The sequence below is a fragment of the Paenibacillus lactis genome (genome assembly GCF_017873605.1).
Classification (GTDB): domain Bacteria; phylum Bacillota; class Bacilli; order Paenibacillales; family Paenibacillaceae; genus Paenibacillus_AQ; species Paenibacillus_AQ lactis.
Genome location: NZ_JAGGKI010000006.1, coordinates 66,147 through 92,063, shown reverse-complemented (window position 1 = coordinate 92,063; position 25,917 = coordinate 66,147). Strand labels below are relative to the sequence as shown.

The window sequence follows — 25,917 nt, the reverse complement described above, 5'->3', positions numbered from 1 at the left end:
CTTATTCACCGCTTCCTGTTAATGCATGATAAATGGTTTCAACGTTATGGCGATACATTCCGATGTAGGTCCCCTCCGTCGTCCCTGCTTCCCCCATTGCGTCAGAGAAAAGCTCTCCGCCTAGCTTCACGTTGAGCCCTTTCTTGGCTGCTCCTTCAATGACCGCGTTGATGGAAGCCGGGTTGATGCTGCTTTCAATAAAGACGGCGGGGATGTTGTGTTCAAGCAGCGTATCGATCGTCCCGTTGATGTCCGAAAGACCGATCTCATCCTCAGTACTAAGTCCCTGCAGCCCGACGACCTCCATGCCGTGCATGCGGCCAAAATATCCGAACGCATCATGCGCAGTAACGATAACCCGCTGAGCTTCAGGAATTTGACGGATCTTGTCTTTAGCTTCTGCCTTCAGTTCATCCAGCTTGGCGAAATAATCCCGCTTGTTTTGTTCAAAATATTCGGCATCATCAGGCGAGAAGGCTTTCAGCTCTTCTACAGCCGAATCCAGCGCCAGCTTCCATAGGTCGATGTCAAACCAGACATGGGGATCAATCGCCTTACCTTCATCCTCAAGCAGCTGATCCCTCGGGATCGCATCCGCAATGGCCAGCACCGGTTTATTTTTACCAATCTGCTCAAAGATCTCCGTCATATTTCCTTCGAGATGCAGGCCGCTGTAAAATACGACATCGCTGCCTTGCAGCTTCTGAATGTCTCCTTGCGTAGCATTGTATAAATGCGGATCAACCCCGGGCCCCATCAGGCTTTGGACCTCTACCCGGTCACCGCCGATGACGGTAATCGGCTCTGCAATCTGACCAATCGTCGTCACAATTTGGATTTTCTCTGCAGGATCCCCTGATGCTTGGTTCGTCTGCGGCTCACCGGAAGCACATCCGGATAGCACGAGTACCAGACTCAGCATGACCGCTCCCAGCATTTTCGTCGTTTTACTGAACAATTTGGTTTTCATCTTCCATTTCTCCTCCTCCAACGTATTGCCTTGTTCGAACATGACAATGTGCTTCTCCCGTCAATTCCATCCTGCATCAAACCAAATGTAATTCCTTGTACCAATTATTTTGCCTTAGGTAAACTTTAATAGCTATGTACAAAAAATAATCCATCATTAGGCATTTGTCAATACGATTTTGCCGTTCTTACGCAAACCACAACAAAATCAACGTCAAAATTCCTTGTGGTTATCCTTGTTTTTCGATTTTTTAAACGGATGCAAATTATTTAGAAGCGGTTAACTTATTTTCCTTTGATGATGAAAATACTGTATAAAACAAAAAAACGAAGCCCCTGGTCAGGTTCTTCGCTAGTTTCTGGTTTTATACTTGTATCTTTCGCTTAAGTTATCCTAAAAACCGAACATGGGAAAGCTTCGTTTTCATGCGGTCCAGCTGTTTTCTCGTACGGCTTCGACGATCGGGTAGCAGCTGAATGCCGGCATGTTCGGCAATCACCGAAACCACCTCATCGATGGATAGCCGATCCGTATCGATATGCTGCCGGAATACTTCCTGCGATAATCCGCTGATGCATCGGTCAATCTGCTGGGCTGCCCATGAATTCGCTCCTTCATAACGGCTACGAAGGCGCTTAAGGAGGACCTCCCTTGAAGCACACAAGGTAAAATGCCGAACATCCACACCGTCCCGGCGGAGCCTTCCTACGATTTCATCGAAATATTCCGGATTGGTTACCGTCATTGGCGCAATGATGATGCGGTTAGACTCCTGGTCCATGTGCTTGAACATGGCGTAATTAAACTCACGCCACATCGGGTAATGCTGGAAATCATCCCGCTTGGCATCCGGCGGCAGGTTTGACCGAATGAAATAGCCGGCATTTTCCGGATCGTACACATACGAATTCGGCAATCTGCGATGAAGCTCGTGTGCAGCTTGCGTCTTCCCGGAGCCGAAAGCTCCGTTAATCCATAGAATCATGGTTTACCTCCTGAATAAGGCCCTTATTTTCTCAAAAAATCCGGAGTTCTTGTCAGCGTCTTGCCATGATCCCGCACGAAGCCGAACTGCTCGTACAGACCGTGCGCATCCCTTGTTGCCAAAATGCCGAATAAATTTCGGTAATCCGGATGTCCGGTAATCGTTGCGATTAGCTTTTTGCCTACGCCTTGAGCCCGGTAAGCCGGATCCACGTAGACGTCGCATAACCAATACACGGTCGCCCCGTCGGTGACCACACGGGCAAAGCCGATTTGCCGCTCGTTATAATAAAACCGAGCCCTTCAATGAATCCAGGATTTTAGATCGGGACCGCTTATTGGCCCAATAGCTGTCATGCAGAAATCTTAAGATGGCTGCTGTATCCAGCAAGGAAGGGTCGCTGCTGATCGTCACGTCTTTGAGATCCAGGGGTTCATTCATGATGCAAGATCCGATCATTAACATGGAGCCTCTTCTGCTCCAGGATCTTTTCTCTCAGCCGATCGCATTCCTCGTTGATCCGAGCAACTTTGCGTCGCGTCAGAAAACGGAGAAAAACAAGCACCGCATACTGTGCAAAGGTCCAGCCGGATGACACCTCGTCGTCATGGTGATAGAAGCCTGCGTTCATGGATCCCCCTCCTAACCCTATGGGTTCATTTAGAAAACCTTCCCAGTTACCATCTTATGATAACCGAACGAATAAAACAACGCCCCTGGCGGCAATTCGCCATCCTGCTGTTATTGGCCGTCTCGTTGATAATTGTTTCAAAATAAGCGTTTCCCATCTCGCGGAGAAGATGATCGAGAACGCTTGCATAACATATCGGGTGGCATTCGGCAGCTATGGAAACAACTCGGTTCAACCATTTAAAAAAGGCTCCGAGCAGCTAAGCCCCGGGCCTTTTCTTCGATATCGTCATGCAATTGGGGTGCCGTCGGGCAGCTTGTATTCCGGCCGCAACAGGACAACATCTCCCTTCTCCGGAACTCCGCCCAAGACCAGCACCTCGGATTCAAAGCCTGCAATGCGTCTCGGCGGAAAATTCACAATCGCCGTTACCTGGGTGCCGATCAGCTCCCCGGCGTCGTATCGGCGCGTAATTTGCGCGCTAGTCCGCTTGATTCCAAGAGGACCGAAATCAATTTTCATTTTAATCGCCGGAACGCGGGCTTCCGGGAAAGGCTCGGCGTCCACGACGGTTCCAACACGGATATCCAGCTTCAAAAAATCTTCGATCGTTGCCATGTTGATTCGCTCCCTTGCAATGGTTACCGAAGTTTTGCCATGAACTTCGTATGGTGGGAATCATCATAACATCAGCAGCGGAAAGGCCGCAAGTTCGAGAACGGTTATAATCATTTCATCTGGGGGCGAGCCCAGCGATGAAGAAGGCTCATATGCTTCCAGTACGATATTTCTGCTCCTCCATCTCCCTTAGCCAACGTTCATGGAGTCTGGTAATTTTGTCCCATATCCCTTCACGCTCCAGCTCCGAATAATGGACGAGTTCCTCATGGAATAGATCGGCCAGCACTTCTCTCCACTGAGCCTTGCTTACGATTTCTGAGGAATGCATGCCCGCTTCATCCCATGACTTCAATATCCGGCCTTTGAGCTCATGGATTCTGTTCACGCTCCGCTGCCTTACAATGAACAGGTCGCGCCAAGGCGACTCGGGGGATCGGCTGTAGAATTTATGGTTAGCTGTGAAAACATCCAGGGTGTCAACCACATCAGGAGCATAATCTATCCCAACATAGGAATTGGCAGGATCATGCGTCAGACGCCAGCCTCCTTGTACCACAGCGGACTCCATGAGGCTGTAAGAGAACGGTCCTTGACGATATGTCCCATATCTTAACGGTATCGGTTCATAAGGCATATCACCTAATCCGACATCAACGATCCATGGCTCTTCTTGTCCGTCGTCATTGGCTAAGCTCACGGTAATCCCTAGATGAAATCCGTTAATTCGCGGCTCTTGCCCGATCGGCTGTACTCCCGCCCGATGCCACCGTACCTTATAACCCAAAGCCTGAAGCAGCGTGCCGAACGCGCCGTTCAGATGAAAGCAGTACCCGCTGCGCCGGCTCAGCATCAGCTGAATGGAACTCCGCACGTCCATAACGGTCGGTTTACCCGCAAAAATATCGACGGTTTGCCAAGAAATTCGCTCTACATGTGCTTGATGAAGCTCGAACAAAAACGCTTGTGTTGGAGCCTTTCTATCGTAAATTCCCAATCGGTTTAAATATGATTTGACTTCCGCATCCGTAATCAATATCTCCACTCCTCTGTGATCAGCCATCTGTAATATATGCTATATCGCTTCTGACCTTAAGGAAATGGTCAGAAAAGGCAGATTTAAAGAGACAGTTGCCGTCGCGCCTCAAAGCCTGATTTTACGCCATTTTCTTGATCACGGAGGTTAGGTCACGGGGTTACGCGGCGGTTCATTAATCAAGCGACCAGGCATTACGCAGCAGCTGGATTCCGTACTCCATCTCTTCCTCCCGCAACCCCGCAAATCCCATATATAGTCTCGGGTACTGTCCGGCATCCTGCGTTTGCCCGATCCACATCTTTCGCAGATCATAAACCCTTACTCCCTGTTCCGCCGCAAGGCGAATCAACTCCTCTGACGTGACATGCTTCTTAATCGTCAGCTGGATATGCAATCCCGAATACTGGCCGGAGATCTCCACATGGTTGCCAAGATAAGTATGAAGGATGTCAATTAGGTGTCGATGCCGCTTCCGATACAAGCTTCTCGTTCTGCGGATATGACGGTACCAATGCCCCTCCTTGAAAAAAGACTCCATCGCCCACTGCTCAACCCGGGACGGAGCAAAAAACAACGTATGCGGCATCTTCTTCAACCGATTCATCAAATCCGGCGGAAGAACCAGATAGTTCATCCGAAGCGTCGGCGTCAGCACCTTGGAGAAAGTTCCCGCGTAAATCACCCTTCCGCTCCGGTCCAGACCTTGGAGGGAAGGAATCGGCTTTCCATGGTAACGAAATTCGCCATCATAATCATCCTCGATGATATATGCATGGTTGTCCTCTGCCCATCGCAGCAGGCGTTCCCGCTCGGGGTATGGCATAATGCTCCCTGTAGGAAATTGATGGGAAGGCGTGACATACACCAGCTGTACCTGCCTCCGGTTTAACGCAGTGATCGATATGCCGGAGTCCCCGACCGGGATCGGTATGACCTGAAAGCCGTTCAAATGGAATTGATCACGGACAAGGCTGTAGCCGGGCTCTTCGAATGCCACCGCTTGGATGCCCTTAAGCAATTTGGAGAGAATCCCCATGCTGTATGCCGTGCCCGCTCCGATGACGACTTGCTCCGGCGTAGATTGCACGCCCCTTGAATTCCGCAAATAATCGGAAACCACCATACGAAGACCGTATTCGCCTTGCGGATCACCGTAATGACCGATTTCTTGCAGATGTTGGTCCAGCGATTCCTTGAGCATTTTATTCCAGATCCGTACTGGAAAAGCACCCGGGTCTAGTGCTGTCGGATTAAAATCAACTTGAACCGGAGGCAAGCTGTATTCCGTGCCTAGCACTGGTGCAGCCGCAGCAGGTTTAGCAGCCTCCCCGCTTATAGGTCGCGCCACTTCGCGTTGGTACGGGTTAACGGCATACAGGCCGGAACGGGGCTTGCTGATGACATAGCCCTCCGCCGTCAGCATCTGGTAGGCCGTTTCAATCGGGGTTTTGCTAATATTCAACTGATTTTGAAGCGACCTTACCGAAGGCAGCCGCTGTCCGTTTGCTATAACCCCGCTTCGAATGCTGTCGCGTATGAGGAAATACAATTGCTGGTATAGAGGCTGCTCGCTTTGCTCCGGTAGAATAAGATCGATCATAAGAACGCTGCCCCCAATCTGGTGTTTGAAATGTCGCGTGATATGCAATTTATAATATCTCCGGCCTCTTTAATGTCATGGACAGGTGACCTGCACGATTTATTAAAAACTGACCATTTTATAGTAGTCAGATTTATTTTATTATAGAACTTGCTTACCGACTAGATCCGAATCCGCCTTCATCGGTCTCTCCCTTGCATGATCGAGTCGTGACCGTGAGCATCGGTAGGACCAGCCGCAACAACAACGTTCGCGTCGGGAGGAAGAATAACATGAGCTCATTCATCCATCTAAAAGACAAAATCGGCCAAGGCATAACATTTCGGCAATTCATGGATACGACAATGGAAGGGTCCTAGGTCGATGGGGCGCCCGTCCCGCTTATATTCAAGCGGTCATGGACCAGTTCAAGCGTGAGAACCCGGACAAAGAAGCGCATGAATACCAGACTCGCCTTGACGAGACATACCGACGGATCGGCCAGCTGTACAACGAAGCGACGTTCTATCAAGTCGTAATCGTTCAAGAAGTAAAGGATCTCCTGCAGACGTTCCCAGCACCTGGCCTTGAAATATAAAAATCGCAGGCCTTGGCCTGCGATTGCACTTATGTTATCCTTGATCGCTTACCTTATTCTTCATTACCTACATTATCCCTGTTTATCTCCTATTACAGTACGCTGTTCTCAATCATTCCACGGCGTTTAATCTTCCAGCTCCCAAGCCGGATTCCAGCATATTTCCCACAGATGCCCGTCCGGGTCAAGGAAATGACCCGAGTACCCTCCCCAGAACGTATCTTGAGCGGGGACAGTTACGGTTGCCCCTGCCTTTACGGCTTGCTCCATGACCTCATCGACTTCTTTCTTGCTCCCGACATTATGGCCGATCGTCATTTCCGTCGAGCTTGGTGCATGATGCGGGACATTCGCTTCCACGGCCAAGTCCTTGCGACTCCAAATCGCCAGCTTCACGCCAGCCTGCAGATCGAAAAAGGCAACCGCTCCATGCTCAAACTCGGTTCCGACAATCCCCTCAGTCGGCAAGCCGAGTCCGTCGCGGTAAAATTTCAGCGATCGCTCCAGGTCATCAACGCCAAGCGTTAGTACAGATATACGCGGTTTCATGATACATTCCTCCTAAACGTGTGGCTTTCGCCTTCAGGTTTAACTTCCTGTCACTATTTATTTTCGCTTCCGATAACCCGTAAAGGATTGTAAAAAACGGACATCTTGTACACTAACCCTGGCTGCACGGGGCATGGAACACCTGCTGAGGCGAAGCGCCGTAGAATCGTTTGAAGCTGTGGATAAAGTGCGACTGGTCATAATAGCCGTATTTAGCGGCGATATCCGGAAACCGGAAGGATCGGGCATGAAGCAGCTCCCGCAGCAAATATTGAAACCGGATGATGTCCGTCATTTCTTTGGGACTGATGCCCAGCTCTTTTTGAAAAGCCCGACGTACCGTTCGTTCGCTGTAATGGAGCTTCTCCGAGAGGGATTTGACGCTCAGCATCCCCTTCTCTTCGTATACATATCGGAGCCCATGCAGCAAAATCGGCTCGTCAAGGGAGAAGTCTGCCCGATCTAACCTGTTCCATAAATAAGATTCCATTCGTTCGATCCGCTGGCTCGTCTCGGCAGCTGTCATGATGCTCTCGCTGAACTCGAAGGCGTCCCTACCCCAAATCTCATGCAAGAACACTTGCGTATTCCGGAATTCCGAGACGGGAAAGCGAGTGAATAAACGAACCGTCTCCGAATAGAAGCGGACGCCGAACAGGCAGTGATCCTCCGTTATGGAGAACGCGTCCGGTACAGTCATAACCCCTGCCACGAAGGCGCATTCGGAGGCGGAGTGGGAATGGAGGTCAAATATAATGTCGACGCATCCGTCGGGCAAAATGCGATGCTGCGGCGGGCGAGCCGATGGCCGCACATCCAGTGTCCAATACGCGGCCACATAAGGACTCAGTCCAGGACTTGGCAGAAATTCGCGATAGCTGTAGGAAGCGTCCGGATGAGAAGTCTCGATCATCGGAGCTTGCAGCGGGTTGAACGATCGCATGGTCTCCCTCCCATTCGTTCTGACGTCGCTTTCATTATACGATATTTGGCCTCTCCCTTGGGCTAGTTCGCGAAAATGGATACCGCACTGTATATGAGCAGCAACCCCATCGCAATATTGAATGCTCGCTCATGGCGGTCAAGGAAACTTTGGAGGAGCCTGCCGCTTAATGCCCAAGTTAAGTTGGCGCTAATCCCAACGGCCGTCAGCAGTAATGAAAACATGATCAATTGAATGCGGGAATCCGCCACAGGGATTACGAAGGACGAAATGGCCGTAAAACCGTATAGAATCACCTTGGGATTGATGAATTGAAAGAAGAATCCGAACCAGAAGGAATTCATGCCTCTGGCAAGGTCTTCGTTTTGCTGCGGCTTGCTTCTCATGATTTTGACGGCTAAATACAGCAAATACAAGCTCCCCAACAAATCCAAAGCGATCTTGACCCTCGGAATCCATTGATTTAACGCAAAATTGAAGTAACCGGACAACAGCATGATGACGAAGCATCCCGCTGCAACCCCACCGATAAACTTTAGAACGGCCCGGTACCCGTATTTTTGGGCCTGGGTCATCGAGATAATATTGTTCGGTCCCGGCGTAAAGGATGAAACGAGAGCAAACATAAGCAAAGGTATGAGCATGGCCGCCTCCTCCCCTCTTGTTGTATGATATAATTTACGATGTGTGCACTATAACGTATGTACGTTTAATTATACATTACGTGCGTTATAACGCACAATCTAAAATTTGTTCAGCAGGAGGCACTCGAACATGAAGCATATCAACAGCATTCTCGCTCAAAACTTGAAGCGGCTCAGGGAAGAACGCAAGCTTAGCCTGGACAAAGTGGCTGATTTGACCGGAATCAGCAAGACGATGCTCGGCCAAATTGAACGCGGCGAATCCAGCCCCTCGATTGCTACCGTATGGAAAATCGCCAATGGGCTGAAAATCTCATTCACCTCCCTGATCCATGAACCGGCAACGGATACCGTTGTCGTACCTGCCGATGAGGTCCAAGCATTGGTTGAGGATAATGGAAAGGTCCGTATCTATCCGTTGTTTCCGTTTGAGGACGGACGCAGATTTGAAATCTACTCGCTTCAGATGGAGCAAGGGGGATATTTAAGCGCGGAGGCTCACATCGACGGAACGGAGGAATTTATTACGGTGTTCGAAGGAGAACTAACGATTCGGATCAGTACCGAGGAATACACGGTGCGTCGCGGGGATTCGATTCGCTTTAAAGCCGATAAACCTCATGTTTATCACAACTCCGGCGAAACGACTAACCAGTTCAGCATGGTGATTCATTATAGAGAATAATGCTGGGAATCAGACAAATTAAACGCATCCTGTTAATAGGATGCGTTTAACGGGGATGCATTTAATCTTAACGTCGAAGCGCCTGGGTGCTGACCACCCCGTATCGGGATAACAGCTTCCTGCCGAGCAGCGCCACAGCGCGATCCGTCAGAAAGCCCATTAAGCCGAGGCAGATGAGGCCTACGAATATCCAGTCCGTACGGAAGAACAGCCTGGAATTCCAGATCAAATACCCGACGCCTTCGTTGGATGCAATCATTTCAGCTCCGATAATCGCCATGAACGACGTCCCCATGGCAAGCCTTACCCCCGTGAACATATACGGAACCGTTGCGGGAATGATGACATGAAGAACCGTTTGCCATTCGGATGCGCCCATGCTCCGGGCGGAACGGATTTTGTCCTCTTCCACGGACAACACGCCAGTCAGCGTGTTCAGCACCACGATAAAAAAAGTGGCGTACAAGATAAGTGCGACCTTTGACGTCTCCCCAATCCCGAACCAGACCAGAAATAACGTAATGAAGGCAATCGGCGGAATAAAGCGGATGAAATTCAGGAAAGGCTCTGCAATGGCTCGCACGGCATTCACCTTGCCGATAATGAGCCCTGCGGGAATCGCGATCAGGCTGCCTAGCGTCCAACCGAGCAGAACCCTGTAGGAGCTGATGCCGATGTAGCTTAACAGCGTTCCGTCTTGAAGCAGCTCATACCCGCCTTTTGCCGTATCGATTGGCCCCGGCAGAATCTCCGGTCCGTAGACCCATGCCAGGAGCTGCCACGCTGCCAGTATGACAAACCAGAAGATGAGTTGGCGAATGCCTTTGATCATGTTATTGCTCATCGTTCTCCAAACTCCTTTCTTCGCATCGCTAGTCATCAAAATGCTCTTGGATTCGATTATGAAGCCGGTGGAACTCCGGCTCGGACAAATCGCGCGGATAAGGCAAAGGGACGTCGTAAATATCCGTGATCCTGGATGATGGTCCTGCGGACATAATGCCGATCCGTTCTCCTAGGAGCAGCGCCTCCTGGATATCATGGGTAACAAAAATAACGGTTTTATTCGTTTTTCTCCAGATATTGACTAATTCCCTTTGCATCGTGCGTCTCGTCATGGCATCAAGCGCCCCGAACGGTTCGTCCATAAGCAGAATTGCAGGATCGTTCGAGAGCACTCTGGCCAGTTGAACGCGCTGCTTCATGCCGCCGGACAGCTCCCTCGGGAATTTTTGCTCGTGCCCGGCCAGCCCAACCAAAGAGATATACCGATCCGAGATTTCCCTTCGCATCGTGGCAGGCATCCGTTTCATCCGCAGGCCGAATTCGACGTTCTCCCGGACGTTCAGCCACGGAAACAAGGAAGAATCAGCCTGCTGAAATACGACAGCGCGGTCCTGACCGGGGCTCTCAACTTCTCGTTCCCCGACCATCACCTGGCCTGACGTCTTGGATACGAAGCCCGCGATGAGCCCGAGCAGCGTTGATTTGCCGCAGCCGCTCGGCCCGAGCAGTATGAAGAACTCTCCGCCTTTCACCGTCAAATTAACATCCTGAATGATGTAATGCAGTTCCCCTGCTCCCGGCTGCGAGAAGCTTTTGTTCAGCTGCTCAATATATATCCCGTTCGTTTGCGGCGCAGCGCTCATTGATCGCCATCCCCTTTCTTGATATCGATAACGCGTTCGGGAAATGCCTCCCTCACGATATCCAAATCCAATTTCTCCTTCAGGTCAAAGTCTCTCTCGATAATGCCGCTGGACACCATATACTCCTTCTGTCCTTCCAGCCCCTCGTAAGCCTTATCCGAGAATCCGATGCTCCATGGATTGACCGGAAGATCCTTTAGAGTCGCGTCCTTCGGCTGCTTTACTTCCGCGTACATGATTTCCGCCGTTTCCTCCGGATGTTTCTGCGCGTATTCCGAAGCTTCATCAAGCGCCTTGAGGAACTGTACAAACCCTTCACGGTTCTTCTTCAGAAGCTCGGTCGGCGCGATCAGCCCCGTGCCGATCCGCACCGGCGTCTGCGACATATCGGTCAGCTCGCGCGCCTCTGAAAGGGCGCTGAATTTTTCATTCAGAACAGCACCGTATACCCATGCTGCGTCAATCTCCCCTTTTTTCAACGCGACGTAAGCCTCATCGAAGCCTCCCTGGCCGACGAGCTCCACATCGGAAATAGCAATACCGTTCTCGGCCAAGTACACATCCCATAAATAAGGAATAAAGGTCCCTCTTGAGAAGCTCAGCTTCTTGCCTTTCAGATCGGCTGCGCTTTCGATTTCCTTGCGAACGTACAGCTTCCATTCGCTTGCGCTGAGATCCGTTGCCGTACCGGATGAAGCAAAGATGGTGTAATCGCCCTTACCGGCAGCGTTCAGAAGCGGAAAGTCGGCGCCGAATGCAACATCCACCTGTTTGATGAACAGGGAGTTCACGCCTTCGGCAGGCGTTGCGAAATTTACCAGCTCCACTTCGATTCCGTACTTTTCGAAGATCCCCTTGGATTTCGCAACGCGGAATGTCGTATTTGTGGAAATATCCGCAATTTTAAGTTTTAGCCGGCTTTCCTGCTGCTCCTCACCTGATACGCCGCTGCAGCCGCCAAGCAGACCCGAGATGCTCAATAAGCACAGAAGGAGCAAGACACTTCGTTTTCCACCATTTCGGCTAGTTCTGTTCATGGCGATCCCGGTCCTTTCTGGCCGTTTCATCCGTTCTGGCCACGCAGAGGGCTCCCTCTCCGTAAGAGATCGTCCCTTCAACTTCAACGGTCGTAATGGCCCCCCGCGGTGCTGCTCCCGGAAGGCGGTAATCGGCGACATCGATCTTGGGGATCTCCGTTTCGATGGGCTTCTCAAGCTGCGGAACCCAATCGTACGGCACACGATACGCCCGGTAGACCATGTTGGAGTTCCGGTTGTTTTTATACGGCGATATGTACTCCCATACCAGCTCATGCTCCCGTGTCACTTCGAAGATCCGCCCGTCCGCGCCTTCCGTAATCAGCGTGTTGCCGTTAGGGAGGCGCTGCGCCGAGCTGATGTACGGACTGTAGAAACGGTAGGAGTCCAGCGGTGCCTGAAAGCCGGCTTCCGTCGGTGTGTACTGCCATTCGATCTCCAAGGTAACGGGATTGATCTCCAGAACGCGGGAGTGATCCCGGCGAGCAACCTTCAGACCGTCAGGCGACTCCGGATTAGGACTTCCATATCCGCCCCAGCCCCCGTTGTCGAAAATGAGAATGTTTCCTTCGCCCGGAAGCCCCTTGGGGATCAGATGAGCATGGTGCTGACCAATGATCCAGCCAATATGCTTCACTTCCTCCTGATCATAATTCGGGCCCAGCTTCCAGACGATTTCGCCTGTACGTTTGGAGATGATGGCAATGATATTGCTTTCTCTGGCATCCCAGATGATGTTATCCGGATGGAAACGCTGGTCTCCCGCATCATAATGCTTGTTGGGCCCTAATACCGACACCGAATTGATATGCATCCAGTCACCTGCATGGACGCCGAAGCCGCGGGTGTTCGGGTCCCGATACAGAGACTGCTTCGCATCTTCGTCAAACCCAAGCTCGGAGAAATGATCGCTCACGGACCACTCCCATAAGATTCGCCCTTCCCAATCGACTTCAATAATCGTGTCATCAAGCAGCTCGATGCTCGCGATCTCGGAACGGGTGACATTTTTGTGCGCAAGGATGATCGTTGTGCCCGAGTCGGTCTTGGGTTCCTGCCCCGGCGCATAGTAGCCTACCGGGTTGCCTTCCCGCTGATAATCATGATGCTGGCGAGCCATCCACTGCGGAGAATGACCCGGATCTTCGATAAATTCATAGCGGTCAAATTTCCATACGATATTGCCTTCCCAATCGACCTGAACGAGATTGCTCTCATCCTGGAAGCCATATTTCGGATCCCGCTCGGAAGTGCTGCCTAGTACAAATCCTCCTGGAAACAGCTTGTTGGGAAAACCACGCAGCCCTTTCCATAGGTGTACCTCTCTGCCATTCATGTCAATCAGGAGCGCGCCGACATCAGCTGCCTGAAATATCGTATAGCCGCTCCAGGCCTTTTCAGGCAAATATACCGTCGCACCCGTAGGATAAATCGTCGGATGTCCCATAGTTCAACCCACTCCTTAATAACGTGATCATTAATATGAGATAAAATCCCGGTTACGCCGGGAAGCTGGAGATCCGCCTTTTCCCGCTGGTCCTTCGGAGATATGGCCGACCAGCTCGTCAATCCGTTCCGAGAAGCCCACCAGCGATTCGTTGAGTCGTTTAAAATAATGGATTTGCTGAATTAACTCCTCTTGCGAAAAAGTGCCGAACAATAAATCGATGATGCAGGTGCCAACCTCCTGATTTCGAAGCAGCATCTTCCGCCCACGCTCCGTAATATTAAGCGCGATTGAGCGCCTGTCGGTCCGGCTTCTCTGCCTGACGGCAAACCCGGCGGCCTCCAGCTTGTCGCACAGGGCGGTAACTGCCCCGGACGTGAAATCCAGAACCTCCGCAAGATCGCCTAATCGCTGTTCGCCGTTTCGCTCAATCGTCTTCAAGATCAGCAAGCCGGGAAGGGATACGCCCTCTACCGAAATCTTGTCGCGTTCTTTCACAAATCTACGAACAAGCTTGCGAAAATGCCAGTCCGCCTCTTCCATCAATATCCAATCCTTGTTTTTCTCCATACCGCTCCTTTCCCGGTTAGCATACCCTCCGTCTGCCGGTCGGTGAATCAGCCTTGCGCTCCTTAAAAGGCGCGGCCTTTCTGCCTTCGTTAAAGCAGAAAGGCTCCTGCCATTCTTACCTCTTACACGAGGTGAGAATGATCAGGAGCCTTTGGTGGACCAATCGGCTGATTATATCTTTCAATACTAAGATAATGAGCGTTCATTTAATGATAAATAAACCACTTGCTTGTGCTTAGATTAAACCCATTAATTCAACCTGTCAAGTGGGAATTAACTAATACTTCTGCTCAGTTAAATATTCCGGCTTTCTTCGAGGTTTGCTTTATCCCATTCGCTCCATTGGCACCCGTAATGGCGATGGCAGGAATCGCAGTATGGAGGTCGTTTTTATACCAGGTGTGGGCATGGTTCACCCCCCTCATCACAAAAGCCTTTCCGGTTGAGTCATACAACGTGGTTCCGCTTACATAAAAACCGGCAGCAGTCTCTGTTCTCGAAAACCCGCTTCCGACCACAGTGAGCATAAGAGCGACTAACAAATGAGTCCTCCATTCGATCCATAATGACAACACGCTTTTTCCTCCTTTAGGAACGAACGGATATCAACGCGAATTCTTCATCAGCTCGATTTAGGTTATCGTTTAATTTATAAATGGAGTTTATAATGCGGATTTGTAATAGTCAATCTGATTTTAACGATCCCTGGTATTTGCGTTGTGTCGAACTTCCGCGTTGACATATATGGTCCTCAACCATTAGATTTATATTTAGTTAATCGATTACTTTATATGGAGGCTCTTATGAATACACATGATCCGATCTTTAATGAGATTCGCAAGGAATGGCTTGAGCATATCCTCCCCTTCTGGACCCGTTTAAAGGATGAATCAAATGGCGGATATTACGGCGAAGTCGATTTCTCACTTACCGTTAAGCCTCGTGCTCCGAAAGGCTGTATTGCGAATTCAAGAATCTTATGGAGCTTTGCCGCAGCCTATCGCGTCACGGGAATTGCGGATTATCTTAAATGCGCGCGACATGCGTTCTCCTTCCTTACCAAGCGGCTGCTGGATTCCGAATTGGGCGGGTTGATCTGGATGGCAGACTATCAAGGAAATCCGCTGGACACCCGTAAGCACATCTATAATCAAGCCTTCGGCGTATACGCTTTAAGCAAATATTTCCGTGCAACCGGTGAACCTGACGCGCTGAAGCTCGCACAGGAGCTGTTTAAAACGATTGAAACGGTCGGTTATGATGAGCAAATCGGGGCCTATCGGGAAGAGTTTGACCGGGAATGGAACGAGCAGCCTAATGTAATGCTGAGCGGCAACGGAGTTGTGGCAGACATTACGATGAACACGCATATCCACGTGCTTGAAGCCTATACCACGCTTTACCGCATTTGGCCGGATCCGCAGGTGAGGCAATCGCTGGATCGGCTGCTGTCGATTTTGCATGATCGTATGTTTGATCCGGAGCTTGGAAGGCTTAATGTTTTCTTCGACAAGAACTGGGCATCGCTGACGGATGTGACTTCCTTCGGCCACGACATTGAAGCAAGCTGGCTGATTCAAGACGCGATTGAAGCTGCAGAGCTTTCGAATCCGAAGTATAAGCAAATGGTCCTTGCCCTCGCGCATTCCGTATCCGCGCGTGCCATACTATCGGATGGCTCCGTGATGAACGAGGAGGAAGGCGGCCGGCTGGATACGACCCGCATATGGTGGGTACAGGCCGAAGCGATGGTCGGCTTTCTGAATGCGTATGAGCTCACGGGCGAAGCACGCTTCCTCGAGCTAGTGCGAAAGATATGGAGCTATACCAGCGAGATGATCATCGATCCGCGTCCGGGCGGTGAATGGTACTGGTCCGTTGACGGGCAAGGAAATCCCGCTGGACGTGAAATTGCCGGTCCCTGGAAATGTCCCTACCATAACAGCCGCTTCTGCATTGAGATGCTGCTTCGGATGGAGCGGCTGCACTCAAAGGCTTAATGATAATATTAGCCGCTGGTCTCGTCTTTATTTGTCATTCCCAAGCAGGTATACTTGATTTTGAACCAGGCGAGCATTCTCTCGAATCTAATACTTCAGAGAGAAAAAAAGGCTTGCAGCCATTGCTGATAAGGAGAGAGACATTGCGGTGAGCAAACATATTACGATGAAGGATATCGCCGAAAAGCTAGGCGTCAGCACGGTAACGGTATCCAAAGCTTTGAATGATAAGGAGGGCGTTGGCGGCGAGCTGAAGCAGAAGATCAAGGCTGTCGCGGTGGAACTGGGCTACCGTTTGAACACGGCCGCCAAGTCGATGCGCGAAGGATTAACCTACAATATCGGCGTAGTCATTCCCGAGCGGTTTACCGGACCGGATCAGTCGTTTTATTTAAGGGTTTATCAAGAAATAGCGAAAGCGCTTGAATCCTATGGCTATTACGGCATCCTTCATATTCTAAGCAGCTCGGATGAGCAGGAGCTCCAACTGCCGCGCGTGTACTATGACCGGAAGGTTGACGGCATTATTCTGCTCGGTCAGATCAGCAAACCATATATCGAGCTTATGGATTCGACCCGGACGCCGATCGTGTTTCTTGATTTTTATGACGATCATCGCGATATTGACGCCGTGGTCACCGATAATTTTTACGGTGCCTATGAGCTGACGAACTACTTGATCCGTCAGGGACATCGGAACATCGCTTTTGTTGGAAGCATCCATTCCACGAGCAGCATTCAGGACCGCTTCCTCGGATATTACAAGTCGCTTCTTGAACATCGGATTCCGCTTCGCCAAGAGTGGGTTCTTCATGACCGCGATGAGCACGGGAGCTTCGTCGACATCGCCCTTCCTGATGAAATGCCAACGGCCTTTGTATGCAATTGCGATCAGGTAGCCTATCTGGTAGTCCAACAATTGAAGAATGACGGCTGCCGCATACCGGAGGATTGCTCCGTCGTCGGCTTTGACAATGATATCTACGCCACATTGACCGACCCGCATCTAACGACGGTGGAGGTCGATATTGAACAGCTGGCGCAATCCTCCATCCAGGCCATGCTGGGCAAAATCGCTTCGCCCGACCTGCGGCACGGCCGCATCGTCGTTCCGGGCAAAATCATTTACCGCGAATCCGTGCGAAAGCTGCTATAGCCTTCTCATGCATAAAAGACGCAAAAAAAGGCAACTGCCCTGTGAACTGCACCCCTATTGTTATTGTTAGACATAACTTAACAGTGGAGCTGCAGTTCACCTGTAGCAGCTGCCTTTTATTCAATTTTGCTTCGGGTTAACCTCATTTGCTCAATCTTGCTGAAAGAGCGGGCCTAGTCAGGGAATAAATCGCACACACAAGGGAGATAATGACCACCCCGCCTCCAACCCATGCCGTACTGCTGACAGAGCCCCCCTGCTCCAAGACGATACCTCCGATAGCTGAACCAAGGGAAATGCCAAGCTGCAGCGCTGAGTTGTTGAAGCTTTGCTGGATATCGGACGTGTCCGGGTCCACCTGAATCAGGTAGTTTTGCAGCGGCGGAGCCAGGCTCCAGCTTAACGCACCCCAAATGATCATGACTGCCATGAACAAGACCATGGAGAACGTCGTGAACGGCAAGGCAAACAGTACCAGCATAAATGAAGTAATGATCATAATAATGCTCTTAGGGGATCCGAGAGCATCGGCAAGTGCTCCGCCAAAAGCACCTCCACCTACGGCCGATAAACCGAATATAAAGTAGAAGACACTAATCCAGTACGGGTTCAGCCCCAGCTCCGACTCCAGAAACGGCGTAAAATACGCGTATACGGTATAATGTCCCGCCAGCATAAACAAGCATGCCAGATGAGCCCCGGCAATTTTCGGATTGGCCAGCGCCTTGATCTGCTCACGGAGCGGAGTCACTTGATCCGGCTGGATCCGGTCCAGGAAGAAGTAAATAAGCGCCATCGATCCGATCGACAGGACGCCGATCCCGAGGAACAGAACGCGCCATCCGTAGGCTTCGCTAATCATGATCCCCAGCGGCACCCCCAGCACCAGGGACGAGCTGATGCCCATATAAATGAAGCCAAGAGCCTTAGCCCGGTGCGCAGGCTCCACCACCTTCGCCGCAATGGTCAGCGACAGCACAATAATAAGCGCCGTGCTCATGGCCGTCAGTATTCTTGCAGCCATCAGCATCGTGAAATTCGGACTTACGTATGCTATCACGTTTGCGACAAAGAATACGAACAGGGACAGCATATATAGCCGCTTACGTTCCATTTTTGCCGTCAAAACAAGAAGAACCGGCCCCGAAAAAGCATAGATCAGGGCGAATACCGTGATCAATTGCCCTGCGGTACCGATTGAAATATTTAAATCTTGAGCAATTTGGGGCAAAATACCGCCGACAATCAATTCCACCAATCCAACGCATATGGTTGAGATTGCAAGGATAAGCACCTTCAAATTCATTTGCTATCGATCTCCTTCCATCATCGCATGTATAACTTCTGCGGCCAAAAAAATAATCCTGACGACGGAAAATGAAAAAGCCATTTTCAGTAGTCAGGATTTTTACGGTTCCTGGTAGAGACCCTCAGACCATATTAATGAGGTTATACTAGCTGTGAATATTCGTTTCTAGCACTGTTGAATAATTTATCACATCGTTTGTTAATGATCAACCCTATGAAACATTTTTTCAGAGATTTTCAAATTATCTTAGCAAAGAATGATCCAACATCTGCCACATCCGAAAGCTTACGCAAATTCACTTAGGAATGAGCCGATCCGTCTTGCGGCTTCACGCAGCACATGCTCTTCCTGCACTAGCGCAATGCGTACGAATCCTTCCCCTTCGGAGCCGAAAGCATCGCCGGGGATGACGGCGACACCGGTTTTGAGCAGCAGCTCCCGAGCGAAAGCTCGCGAGCTCCAAGGCTGATTGCGCTGCAAGAATGCCGGCGGTAGCTTGGCCCACAGGAACATGGTCGCACACGGCTTACGTACCTCCCACCCTGCTTCAGCCAGTGCTTCCACCAATACGTCTCGGCGGGACTCGTACAGCGATGCAGCCGCATTTCCGGCTTCGGGGTCCGCCATTGCATCCTTCAATGCAGCAATTGCAGCGGACTGAATCGGTTTAAATACGCCAAAATCGATGTTGTTCTTAAATTCGCGAAGCGAACCGACAGCCTCCGGATTTCCGGTCAGGAATCCAACTCGGCATCCGGCCATATTGAAGCTTTTCGAGAATGAATGGAGTTCCACCGCAACTTCTTTGGCGCCTTTCGCCTGCAAAATGCTGACTGGCCGGTAACCGTCAAATCCCATTTCCGAATAAGCCATATCATGCACAATCAGCACATGATGCCGCTTCGCCTTCTCGACCAAGGATTCGAAGAAGGCTAGATCGGCTTCCGCCGCAATCGGATTGCCGGGAAAATTCAGCAGGATGAAAACCGCCTGCTCCCATACCTCTTCCGGAATTCGATCCAGATCGGGAAGGAAGCCCCGCTCCTCTCTCAAGGGAACATGCCAAGGGGTTACGCCTGCAATGGCCAATGCGCCGGTGTAGATCGGATACCCCGGATCGGGAACGATGGCGATATCTCCAGGATTGCAGATGGCTTGGGCCAGATGGGATAGTCCATCCTGCGAGCCCATTAAGGCCAGCATTTCGGAATCAGGGTTTACCTTGACCCCATAACGGTATGCCATCCAAGCCGCACATTGGCTGCGGAATTCCGGCGTGCCGCTTGTGCCTGGGTAAGAATACTGCTCTTCTTTCATCACTTCCGAGCTTAGCGTTTCGCGTATCGTTAATGAGGGGCCGCGGTCCGGGCTGCCGATGCCCAAATCGATCACTTGTTTACCTGCTTGCAACGCCTCCTGTTTCCACTCCGCGACCTCCGCAAAAATGGAAGAGCCGAGATGTGAGAGCTTATCGGCGCGCCATGAACGGCGCATTCTAGAATTCGTCAATGATTACACCCGCTTTTTTTGCATTTATTATAGCATGAATAAGCTCTACACTGGGCAGGCCCCAAGGCGTTCCCTTCCCTGCATATGAATAACTCCCTGCCTTAACCGCCTCTCATAATCAGTCTATAACCTGTGAGCTCATCGCCTAACCTTCGTTTAAAAATAGTTGTTGTTCTAAGTTCCACATGGGTACTTGCGCACTCAACGCATGCACAGGAGACGTATGATATACCAGTTCATGGGGAGATGTTCGCGGATGGGATGTCCGACTAGGAAAAAGAAACGATGCAAAAAAAACTAAAACTGTGGGATTCAAACCAAAGAAGAGAAAACGCAAGATTAGGATAAAAACGGTTCGAATGTCAGTTCCGTCATCAAGAAGTTGTTGCTCGAAGCAGGGTCGGGCACAATCAGAAAGCCTAACGAAGTGCCCAGAAGGATACGCGTAAAATTCAACAGGTACGTGTTGCGCCAGAAGAAGGGATAATTCTCTTTGTTTTTCCTCACTCCTACAAAAAGACCCCACTCTCAAAGCCGAAGCCGTAAGTGTGGAGTCTTCATGAATCTATAGGGGATACCCATTCATTATTGCTTTAATTCCGGCATCTGAGTAAATAACAGATTCACCGGCAGATTGCTGCCTGGGGCCGCGGTCAGAATAATGTCTACCTGCTGTTCATAATCGCCGGTCCGGTACAGAACCGATTGTTCACCAGGGGATACCTGGCCTAACGAGTAGATCGGCGTAATCGTTCCGTTAACCATTGCATAGCCGGAATACTTTCCGCCGCGCGGGTTAAACGAAATCAGCGTATTCGGCGCAACGCGGTCCAGCGTAATTTTGTACAGGACGCCAAAGTTACCCGTATTCGAGGTAGTATCTCCGACCATCGGGTCCGTTCCCTGAAGGTTCGGATCATCCATGTTATCCCCTAGAACCAACCGCTGGGGATCCGCGCCGACAAGCTCGGAATAACGGATGACACGGGTGGAATCCGGATAGGTGCCGCGGTTATGCACACCGTCTCGGTTCAAGATCGGGAGCTCCGGCAGCACCTTCAGCGGGTCGGCTTTCTCGTCGATCATAATGACATCGAATTGAATCGGCAAATCGCTGTACATATCCGAATATAAAGAGATGACATGCCCTTGCTTCATGCGGACTTCGCTAAGCTCGGTCATCACCAGCTTCTGCTCGCCCGGTGCAAGTGTTACCGACATTTGCTTCGAACCATCCTGCATCGATTGGAAGTAATTCAGCACCGATTTCTTCCCTGCCGCTGTGGCGATCGGAGAAGGTCCGGCAAAACCAAGAAAGTCTTGGCGAAGCGTTACCGGCGTGCTGTTTTTGTTTGTTGCCACGACGTACATCTTAACGTTCTTATTCAAGTTGTTCACATGGTGGATCATAAACCGCATATCCCCGGATGCCGTTTCCCGATAAACAATGCCTTCGCTGTTGACGGTCTCCGGGCTGTTGCTGCGGATCAGCGTGCTCGGCTCGTCATAGAACTCGTAATTGATTTTATCTCTGGATGTCACCGAGCCCGTGAAAGTGAATTTCTCGCCTTCCGGAATAAAGAGCTTGTTGAAGTCTTCTTCTACATACAGGGTTTCGTCTGTGATATGAATCGTATGCTCGTAAGTGGAGCTGAGCCCCTTTCTGTCCGTTACGGTCAGCCGGATCGTATGAACTCCCGGAGTAAAGTATGCATACTGCTTGTTTTCCCATTTGTAGGTCAATTGCTCGTTCTTATCTATGTCGTCATAGCTCTGATCGATGATCGTGACCAGCTCACCCATCTTGTATTCGCCCTTATCGGTATCAAACATGGCGACAGGCGGCTGGTTAGGTTGAACGACGGTAATTTTTACGCTGTAAGGATCACTCCAGGTTCCGGTGGAATCCTGAACGGCATAGGTAATGGTGTACTCTCCCGGCGTATCGAATATGTCCTGTCTTCCTTCCCAGCGCTCATTGATGATCTCGCCCTGGGCATTCTCAACCTCTGTTGTGTATGTAACGGTCGTTTGTCCGGCCAAAATCTCTTTCGGGCCCACGGTGAATTTGGCTACCGGCTTGGTCTGCAAATTCATGATTACACGCTTGCCCGCGTTATCAACGGAATAAGGAATCTCTAACGCCTGCGTGATGGCAGTCAGTGGAACCATAAAGGTGCCGTTTGTCTGATAGGAAGTGCCCTTCATGTTCTTGGATACGCCGTTCACGGTGTATTTGCTGCTGTTTGTTTTGAATCGGAGCTCGTTGCTGCCTTTTGTAATTACCGTCTCCTTCGTTTTCTTGTCGTAAGAGACCTTGAAGCCGACCCGATCTACAAGAGCACGAATGGGAACGTAGGATATGCCCTTCTTCACTTGCATCGGCTGAGGCGCATTGTAGGTCACGCCGTCTTGAATCATCTTGGTGCTGTTGAAATAAAGAATAAGTTCTTTGCCGCCAGCGCTTATCTGGTTATTTGGATTATTTGGGTTATTTGGATCATTCTGATTATCCTGGGCTTCTCCAGGAACGGTTGGCTCTTGTTCGCCGCCCGTGCCTCCTGCTGCCGGATCGGTCGTACCATCTTGCTCTTCAGTAACTTCCCCTGTTACTGTCTCTGTCGAAGCAGCGTCCGTTTGAGAAGTTTGAGAAGTTTGCGAGGTCCCCTTCGTTTCGGCGCTCTTGTTCGTTGCTGTCTGTTCGTACACTTCTTGGGTCACTGTTCCCGACTTGTCGTCCGGGACACTTGCATCCGCACTCGCCGGATATGCCGCAGCAAGTTGAGCTACAGCGAGCACAGCAAGCAGTGATCGTTTCTTCAGTTTCATTCCTAAGCTCCTTCTAATCCTATTTTGTTTATAATGAAAGATGTCCATACTATTAGACGCAAATATTGGTAAAAAAGTTTCTCTCATTCCTCAATTATTCTGATAGAAATTAAAAACAAGTTCTATAAGGTGCCTGTCCTCATGGTTCCAAGGTATCGTTGATCCCAGTTTTAAGCGCAAAAAAGGCTGCCGGCGAGAATACGCTGGCAGCCTGCATACATGACTGATTTATCAAAACTAAGAGAATTTCATCGATAGGATATTCTGCCAATTTTCACTAAAAGCACGGCGTTGATCGAACCGGCCGCCATTAGCATCAGGTGGATCAGAATCGCCCATAGCGCCTCCCCGTTCGCAACAACAGTCAAAACCCCAAACCACAGGAACAACGGAGGCAGCTGGATAATGCTTAAGCATAGCGTCAGGAAGAGGGCTATATTTTCGGGAGCGTCTCCCTCGCGAATACGGGCCATGTTAAGTGCTGTGCCTGCCAGCCCGATGCCAATAACAATGGAAACCCCTGCCCAGAAGGACGTTACCGCCGTTTCAGAACCGACCTCGGGTCCAAGAAACGAAAAGCTGATCCAGCTCGAGCTTAGATACATAATTCCGGCCGTTATGGATAAAAAAGCAGACAAAAAAACCATTCCAATCACGCTTCGATTGATCCATATTTGCTTCATCGCGGCATCATCTCCTGAAAAATCCGTTCCCTATTGATAGATGAGTTACTGCTTGTTGCCAACAGCGATCCAACGCCCATCGATATCCTCAAACACAAATTCATGATTGTTGTAGTCCGTGACGTCTAAAGGCCTCACGATCTTTACGCCGGCTCGCGACAGCTCTTCCTCCATTTCCTTCTGGTTGAAGCTGATCAGATAAGCGTCATAACCAGATCCGTAACGGAGCCGATTCGGCACAACCTCCTGATCCGTCATCGTCAGAACGATCTCCACCGAATCCCTATACAGACAGATATGAGGCTCTGCAGCATCCATATAGGGCACGGCCCGAAACCCGATGTTTTCGTAAAAACGGGCAGTTTCCCCAATATTATCGGTTGGGAATATTTGCAGGCAATGCGAAAAACCCTTATTCATTCGTATCCCTCTCTCAAATGATTCCCAGTTCCTTCACGAGATACAACACCAAGTCGTCGTCGGCACGAACCATCTCTCCGGGGACCACCGGGACATTGTGGTACATGATGCCGTGTCCATCCGGTATGTAGCCTCTACGGCAGTATATCCGCTGCGCGGCTCCGTAATCCTTGTACAGCCCTACACCGATACCGATGCGATGCGTCGTTTCACGGGCAATATGCTCAAACTCTTCGATGATCCGATTGGCGATGCCTTGCCTCTGGTATTCCGGAAATACGTTCAAATCGTTAATCTCCGGAATCCCATTTTCGCGAAAGAACGGATAATCCGAATCATATTTCAAATGGGAAACGCCGGCCAGCTCTCCGTCCGCATACGCCAGCAGCGTAACGCGCTTTCCGGTCCGGTTCTCCAGATCGCAACGATCGTAATACGCTTCCGGACGATGAATTTGATGCTGCGCGAAGGCTTGCTGCCAGGCAATTTTGAGCTCCATGCCTTCCAATCTCTTCACAGTGATCTCCATTCAGGTCATGACCCCACTTTCTCACTTTCTCACGCTAGGTATAATCACTATAATAACCGCTTTCCTTATGCTGGTAAATGACCTCGCAGCCAGCTTATACTGCTTATCGCGTTCCCGATATCAACAGAAACATCGGCCGATGACTCTCCTCCTCCCATTCCGGATGAACGGCTAGCTGTTCATCCGCTGGCCCCCAATCCTCCACGTGGGTAATCGTAAACCCAACCCGGATCAAAAGATTCAGGTACGTTCCGATCGTCCGATGCTGCTTGATTACGCCTTCGGCCAACCAATTCGTGGTTCGAGGTCCCTCGAATTGATAATGATCGACCGGCCATGTCTTGAAGCCATTCGGATGAGGGATCCATCCAGCCCCCTGCGATGCCGTGTAAATCGGATGTTCGATCGAGCATACCAAACGTCCGCCGGCCTTAAGCGAATCATACGCCTGCTTCAACAGCCGCTCTATATCCTCGATATAATGAAAGGCAAGCGAGCTGTAGACCAGATCATATCTCTCCCGTTCCAGCTCGATCGTCTCCAGGTCTGCCCGAAGGTATGAAATTTGAGGGTCCTTCGTTTCATCCTTGGCCCTTGCAAGCATCTTAGCAGACACGTCGATGCCTACGACGCTTATGGCACCATGCTCCTTAGCCCAGCGGCAGAACCAGCCGAAGCCGCAGCCTAAATCAAGCACATCGATCCCCTTCATGTCGGGCAGCAGCGATTGAAGCGCCGCCCATTCCGGGGCACCGCCTAGTCCGTGGATGGAACGATTCAATTGACTGTAGCCTTGAAAGAAATCCTCGTGATCATAAATATTTTGAGTCATAAAGGTCACTCACTCCCCGTTTCCTTCCGTGTTCTTCTAAACTTATCGCGATTTGCGATGCAACTCAAGTTCAAGAATAATTATGACGCAAAGGGGATCACCGCATAAAAAAAGCGATATTTGAAGGATCCCCATGGACCGCGTCAAATATCGCCTCTCATCATGGTTTCGGCTTTTGTTGCCGGATGATCCGCCGGATGGATTGCTCCGTAAGATAATGCCGCTGCGACAGCTGACGAATGGATTCGCCTCGGCAGTACCTCTCGTAGATCTCGCGGTTCCTACGGGTTATTTCCGCTTTGGCCCCCGTCCGCTCTCCCCAGCTTGTGCGGCGGCCGGCCTTTCTGGGGATATAGATATAACCGCCGTCTATATATTGTTGAATAACCTTAATTACGTCGTCAGGTAAAAGATGCTGTGCATTTTCATATTTCATATTTGCCGCTCCTATCTACAAGAAAAATGAACAGGATTTTGCCAAATCCTCATGTAAATAGCGAGCAAAGCATGCACAAGACATTTACGCCTTAACTGGAAGCAGGCTCCGAACAAACCCCTTTGTCCGTATTCTCCATGCTGTGCTGCTTTGCCCGGAGCCTGATTTAACCGTTTGTACGGTGGTGCTTCTTTGAAAAGCCATGTGTTATTCACCTCGCATTTATGAAAATACGTAAGCCAGTTTTGCACTGCTATTATTTTACCAGCA

The 25,917-nt window shown here is 50.4% G+C and carries 27 protein-coding genes, 1 pseudogene and 1 riboswitch; of the genes and pseudogenes, 3 read left to right on the top strand and 25 right to left on the bottom strand.

Annotated features, from left to right (window positions below; translation table 11 throughout):
- Window position 1 precedes the first annotated feature (1 nt).
- The 11 genes from J2Z18_RS13330 to J2Z18_RS13280 form a co-directional block, all read right to left on the bottom strand.
- The gene (locus tag J2Z18_RS13330; RefSeq protein WP_040738227.1) at window positions 2-970 is read right to left on the bottom strand and encodes a metal ABC transporter solute-binding protein, Zn/Mn family; all 969 of its coding nucleotides are present in this window, start codon (window positions 968-970) and stop codon (window positions 2-4) included.
- 388 nt (window positions 971-1,358) lie between these two features.
- Window positions 1,359-1,955 carry an ATP-binding protein gene (locus J2Z18_RS13325; RefSeq protein WP_007128273.1) on the bottom strand — a complete coding sequence of 199 codons (597 nt, stop codon included), beginning with the start codon at window positions 1,953-1,955 and terminating at the stop codon, window positions 1,359-1,361.
- 23 nt (window positions 1,956-1,978) lie between these two features.
- Window positions 1,979-2,191 carry a GNAT family N-acetyltransferase gene (locus J2Z18_RS30900; RefSeq protein WP_312889613.1) on the bottom strand — a complete coding sequence of 71 codons (213 nt, stop codon included), beginning with the start codon at window positions 2,189-2,191 and terminating at the stop codon, window positions 1,979-1,981.
- A gap of 197 nt (window positions 2,192-2,388) precedes the next feature.
- A complete protein-coding gene (locus tag J2Z18_RS13315) occupies window positions 2,389-2,586 on the bottom strand; it encodes a hypothetical protein (RefSeq protein WP_007128276.1) in 198 nt (65 codons plus the stop codon).
- A gap of 288 nt (window positions 2,587-2,874) precedes the next feature.
- On the bottom strand, window positions 2,875-3,204 hold the full coding sequence (csaA, locus tag J2Z18_RS13310; RefSeq protein ID WP_007128277.1) for a chaperone CsaA: 330 nt from the start codon (window positions 3,202-3,204) through the stop codon (window positions 2,875-2,877).
- Between the two features lie 148 nt (window positions 3,205-3,352).
- Complete coding sequence (locus tag J2Z18_RS13305) at window positions 3,353-4,240, bottom strand: arylamine N-acetyltransferase family protein (RefSeq protein ID WP_007128278.1); 888 nt, start codon at window positions 4,238-4,240, stop codon at window positions 3,353-3,355.
- A gap of 175 nt (window positions 4,241-4,415) precedes the next feature.
- The gene (pdxR, locus tag J2Z18_RS13300; RefSeq protein WP_007128279.1) at window positions 4,416-5,843 is read right to left on the bottom strand and encodes a MocR-like pyridoxine biosynthesis transcription factor PdxR; all 1,428 of its coding nucleotides are present in this window, start codon (window positions 5,841-5,843) and stop codon (window positions 4,416-4,418) included.
- Window positions 5,844-6,198: 355 nt separating this feature from the next.
- Window positions 6,199-6,369, bottom strand: a complete 171-nt coding sequence (locus J2Z18_RS13295; RefSeq protein WP_208604277.1) for a hypothetical protein — start codon at window positions 6,367-6,369, stop codon at window positions 6,199-6,201.
- A 177-nt stretch (window positions 6,370-6,546) separates the two neighbouring features.
- Entirely contained in the window at window positions 6,547-6,969 is a 423-nt protein-coding gene (locus J2Z18_RS13290) for a VOC family protein (RefSeq protein ID WP_007128280.1), read from the bottom strand.
- Between the two features lie 112 nt (window positions 6,970-7,081).
- On the bottom strand, window positions 7,082-7,912 hold the full coding sequence (locus J2Z18_RS13285; protein WP_007128281.1) for a helix-turn-helix transcriptional regulator: 831 nt from the start codon (window positions 7,910-7,912) through the stop codon (window positions 7,082-7,084).
- A gap of 62 nt (window positions 7,913-7,974) precedes the next feature.
- Complete coding sequence (locus J2Z18_RS13280; RefSeq protein WP_007128282.1) at window positions 7,975-8,556, bottom strand: LysE family transporter; 582 nt, start codon at window positions 8,554-8,556, stop codon at window positions 7,975-7,977.
- 130 nt (window positions 8,557-8,686) lie between these two features.
- On the opposite strand from J2Z18_RS13280, the gene J2Z18_RS13275 reads away from it, so the two are divergent.
- On the top strand, window positions 8,687-9,241 hold the full coding sequence (locus tag J2Z18_RS13275; RefSeq protein WP_007128283.1) for a helix-turn-helix domain-containing protein: 555 nt from the start codon (window positions 8,687-8,689) through the stop codon (window positions 9,239-9,241).
- 67 nt (window positions 9,242-9,308) lie between these two features.
- Here the strand turns inward: J2Z18_RS13275 and J2Z18_RS13270 are convergent, their stop codons facing one another.
- The 6 genes and pseudogenes from J2Z18_RS13270 to J2Z18_RS13245 form a co-directional block, all read right to left on the bottom strand.
- Window positions 9,309-10,085 (bottom strand): ABC transporter permease, encoded by a 777-nt coding sequence (locus tag J2Z18_RS13270; RefSeq protein WP_007128284.1) that lies wholly within the window; start codon window positions 10,083-10,085, stop codon window positions 9,309-9,311.
- A 28-nt stretch (window positions 10,086-10,113) separates the two neighbouring features.
- The gene (locus tag J2Z18_RS13265; protein WP_007128285.1) at window positions 10,114-10,890 is read right to left on the bottom strand and encodes an ABC transporter ATP-binding protein; all 777 of its coding nucleotides are present in this window, start codon (window positions 10,888-10,890) and stop codon (window positions 10,114-10,116) included.
- Window positions 10,887-11,927, bottom strand: a complete 1,041-nt coding sequence (locus J2Z18_RS13260) for an ABC transporter substrate-binding protein (RefSeq protein ID WP_007128286.1) — start codon at window positions 11,925-11,927, stop codon at window positions 10,887-10,889. Before J2Z18_RS13260 ends, J2Z18_RS13265 begins: the two co-directional genes overlap by 4 nt.
- Window positions 11,914-13,374, bottom strand: coding sequence for an aryl-sulfate sulfotransferase (locus J2Z18_RS13255; protein ID WP_007128287.1), 1,461 nt, complete (start codon window positions 13,372-13,374; stop codon window positions 11,914-11,916). The genes J2Z18_RS13260 and J2Z18_RS13255 overlap by 14 nt, the downstream gene beginning before the upstream one ends.
- A gap of 30 nt (window positions 13,375-13,404) precedes the next feature.
- Window positions 13,405-13,944, bottom strand: coding sequence for a MarR family winged helix-turn-helix transcriptional regulator (locus J2Z18_RS13250; RefSeq protein WP_007128288.1), 540 nt, complete (start codon window positions 13,942-13,944; stop codon window positions 13,405-13,407).
- A gap of 341 nt (window positions 13,945-14,285) precedes the next feature.
- Window positions 14,286-14,471 (bottom strand): annotated as a pseudogene (locus tag J2Z18_RS13245) (glycoside hydrolase family 5 protein); the annotation flags it as partial.
- Between the two features lie 276 nt (window positions 14,472-14,747).
- Between J2Z18_RS13245 and J2Z18_RS13240 the strand changes: the two are divergent.
- Both J2Z18_RS13240 and J2Z18_RS13235 read left to right on the top strand, forming a co-directional pair.
- Window positions 14,748-15,944 carry an AGE family epimerase/isomerase gene (locus tag J2Z18_RS13240; protein ID WP_007128290.1) on the top strand — a complete coding sequence of 399 codons (1,197 nt, stop codon included), beginning with the start codon at window positions 14,748-14,750 and terminating at the stop codon, window positions 15,942-15,944.
- Window positions 15,945-16,092: 148 nt separating this feature from the next.
- Window positions 16,093-17,100: a substrate-binding domain-containing protein gene (locus tag J2Z18_RS13235; RefSeq protein WP_007128291.1), complete on the top strand. Its 1,008-nt coding sequence runs from the start codon at window positions 16,093-16,095 to the stop codon at window positions 17,098-17,100.
- A 142-nt stretch (window positions 17,101-17,242) separates the two neighbouring features.
- On the opposite strand, the gene J2Z18_RS13230 is transcribed toward J2Z18_RS13235, so the two are convergent.
- The 8 genes from J2Z18_RS13230 to J2Z18_RS13195 all read right to left on the bottom strand — a co-directional run bounded on the left by J2Z18_RS13230 (window position 17,243) and on the right by J2Z18_RS13195 (window position 25,647).
- On the bottom strand, window positions 17,243-18,406 hold the full coding sequence (locus J2Z18_RS13230; RefSeq protein WP_007128292.1) for an MFS transporter: 1,164 nt from the start codon (window positions 18,404-18,406) through the stop codon (window positions 17,243-17,245).
- Window positions 18,407-18,476: 70 nt separating this feature from the next.
- Window positions 18,477-18,577: riboswitch (purine riboswitch) on the bottom strand.
- Window positions 18,578-18,694: 117 nt separating this feature from the next.
- Window positions 18,695-19,903 (bottom strand): aminotransferase class I/II-fold pyridoxal phosphate-dependent enzyme, encoded by a 1,209-nt coding sequence (locus J2Z18_RS13225; RefSeq protein WP_007128293.1) that lies wholly within the window; start codon window positions 19,901-19,903, stop codon window positions 18,695-18,697.
- A 600-nt stretch (window positions 19,904-20,503) separates the two neighbouring features.
- Window positions 20,504-22,747, bottom strand: coding sequence for a stalk domain-containing protein (locus J2Z18_RS13220; protein ID WP_007128294.1), 2,244 nt, complete (start codon window positions 22,745-22,747; stop codon window positions 20,504-20,506).
- 248 nt (window positions 22,748-22,995) lie between these two features.
- Window positions 22,996-23,430: a hypothetical protein gene (locus J2Z18_RS13215; protein WP_007128295.1), complete on the bottom strand. Its 435-nt coding sequence runs from the start codon at window positions 23,428-23,430 to the stop codon at window positions 22,996-22,998.
- 45 nt (window positions 23,431-23,475) lie between these two features.
- Window positions 23,476-23,850, bottom strand: coding sequence for a VOC family protein (locus J2Z18_RS13210; protein ID WP_007128296.1), 375 nt, complete (start codon window positions 23,848-23,850; stop codon window positions 23,476-23,478).
- A gap of 13 nt (window positions 23,851-23,863) precedes the next feature.
- Entirely contained in the window at window positions 23,864-24,379 is a 516-nt protein-coding gene (locus J2Z18_RS13205) for a GNAT family N-acetyltransferase (protein ID WP_040738128.1), read from the bottom strand.
- Between the two features lie 103 nt (window positions 24,380-24,482).
- On the bottom strand, window positions 24,483-25,211 hold the full coding sequence (locus J2Z18_RS13200; RefSeq protein WP_007128298.1) for a class I SAM-dependent methyltransferase: 729 nt from the start codon (window positions 25,209-25,211) through the stop codon (window positions 24,483-24,485).
- 160 nt (window positions 25,212-25,371) lie between these two features.
- Entirely contained in the window at window positions 25,372-25,647 is a 276-nt protein-coding gene (locus tag J2Z18_RS13195) for a CD3324 family protein (protein ID WP_007128299.1), read from the bottom strand.
- Window positions 25,648-25,917 lie beyond the last annotated feature (270 nt).

Coding starts and splice junctions, on each gene's coding strand:
- J2Z18_RS13330 (WP_040738227.1), bottom strand. CDS start 970: ATGAAAACCAAATTGTTCAGTAAAACGACGAAAATGCTGGGAGCGGTC.
- J2Z18_RS13325 (WP_007128273.1), bottom strand. CDS start 1,955: ATGATTCTATGGATTAACGGAGCTTTCGGCTCCGGGAAGACGCAAGCT.
- J2Z18_RS13315 (WP_007128276.1), bottom strand. CDS start 2,586: ATGAACGCAGGCTTCTATCACCATGACGACGAGGTGTCATCCGGCTGG.
- csaA (WP_007128277.1), bottom strand. CDS start 3,204: ATGGCAACGATCGAAGATTTTTTGAAGCTGGATATCCGTGTTGGAACC.
- pdxR (WP_007128279.1), bottom strand. CDS start 5,843: ATGATCGATCTTATTCTACCGGAGCAAAGCGAGCAGCCTCTATACCAG.
- J2Z18_RS13290 (WP_007128280.1), bottom strand. CDS start 6,969: ATGAAACCGCGTATATCTGTACTAACGCTTGGCGTTGATGACCTGGAG.
- J2Z18_RS13285 (WP_007128281.1), bottom strand. CDS start 7,912: ATGCGATCGTTCAACCCGCTGCAAGCTCCGATGATCGAGACTTCTCAT.
- J2Z18_RS13280 (WP_007128282.1), bottom strand. CDS start 8,556: ATGCTCATACCTTTGCTTATGTTTGCTCTCGTTTCATCCTTTACGCCG.
- J2Z18_RS13275 (WP_007128283.1), top strand. CDS start 8,687: ATGAAGCATATCAACAGCATTCTCGCTCAAAACTTGAAGCGGCTCAGG.
- J2Z18_RS13270 (WP_007128284.1), bottom strand. CDS start 10,085: ATGAGCAATAACATGATCAAAGGCATTCGCCAACTCATCTTCTGGTTT.
- J2Z18_RS13265 (WP_007128285.1), bottom strand. CDS start 10,890: ATGAGCGCTGCGCCGCAAACGAACGGGATATATATTGAGCAGCTGAAC.
- J2Z18_RS13260 (WP_007128286.1), bottom strand. CDS start 11,927: ATGAACAGAACTAGCCGAAATGGTGGAAAACGAAGTGTCTTGCTCCTT.
- J2Z18_RS13255 (WP_007128287.1), bottom strand. CDS start 13,374: ATGGGACATCCGACGATTTATCCTACGGGTGCGACGGTATATTTGCCT.
- J2Z18_RS13250 (WP_007128288.1), bottom strand. CDS start 13,944: ATGGAGAAAAACAAGGATTGGATATTGATGGAAGAGGCGGACTGGCAT.
- J2Z18_RS13240 (WP_007128290.1), top strand. CDS start 14,748: ATGAATACACATGATCCGATCTTTAATGAGATTCGCAAGGAATGGCTT.
- J2Z18_RS13230 (WP_007128292.1), bottom strand. CDS start 18,406: ATGAATTTGAAGGTGCTTATCCTTGCAATCTCAACCATATGCGTTGGA.
- J2Z18_RS13225 (WP_007128293.1), bottom strand. CDS start 19,903: ATGCGCCGTTCATGGCGCGCCGATAAGCTCTCACATCTCGGCTCTTCC.
- J2Z18_RS13220 (WP_007128294.1), bottom strand. CDS start 22,747: ATGAAACTGAAGAAACGATCACTGCTTGCTGTGCTCGCTGTAGCTCAA.
- J2Z18_RS13215 (WP_007128295.1), bottom strand. CDS start 23,430: ATGAAGCAAATATGGATCAATCGAAGCGTGATTGGAATGGTTTTTTTG.
- J2Z18_RS13210 (WP_007128296.1), bottom strand. CDS start 23,850: ATGAATAAGGGTTTTTCGCATTGCCTGCAAATATTCCCAACCGATAAT.
- J2Z18_RS13205 (WP_040738128.1), bottom strand. CDS start 24,379: ATGGAGATCACTGTGAAGAGATTGGAAGGCATGGAGCTCAAAATTGCC.
- J2Z18_RS13200 (WP_007128298.1), bottom strand. CDS start 25,211: ATGACTCAAAATATTTATGATCACGAGGATTTCTTTCAAGGCTACAGT.
- J2Z18_RS13195 (WP_007128299.1), bottom strand. CDS start 25,647: ATGAAATATGAAAATGCACAGCATCTTTTACCTGACGACGTAATTAAG.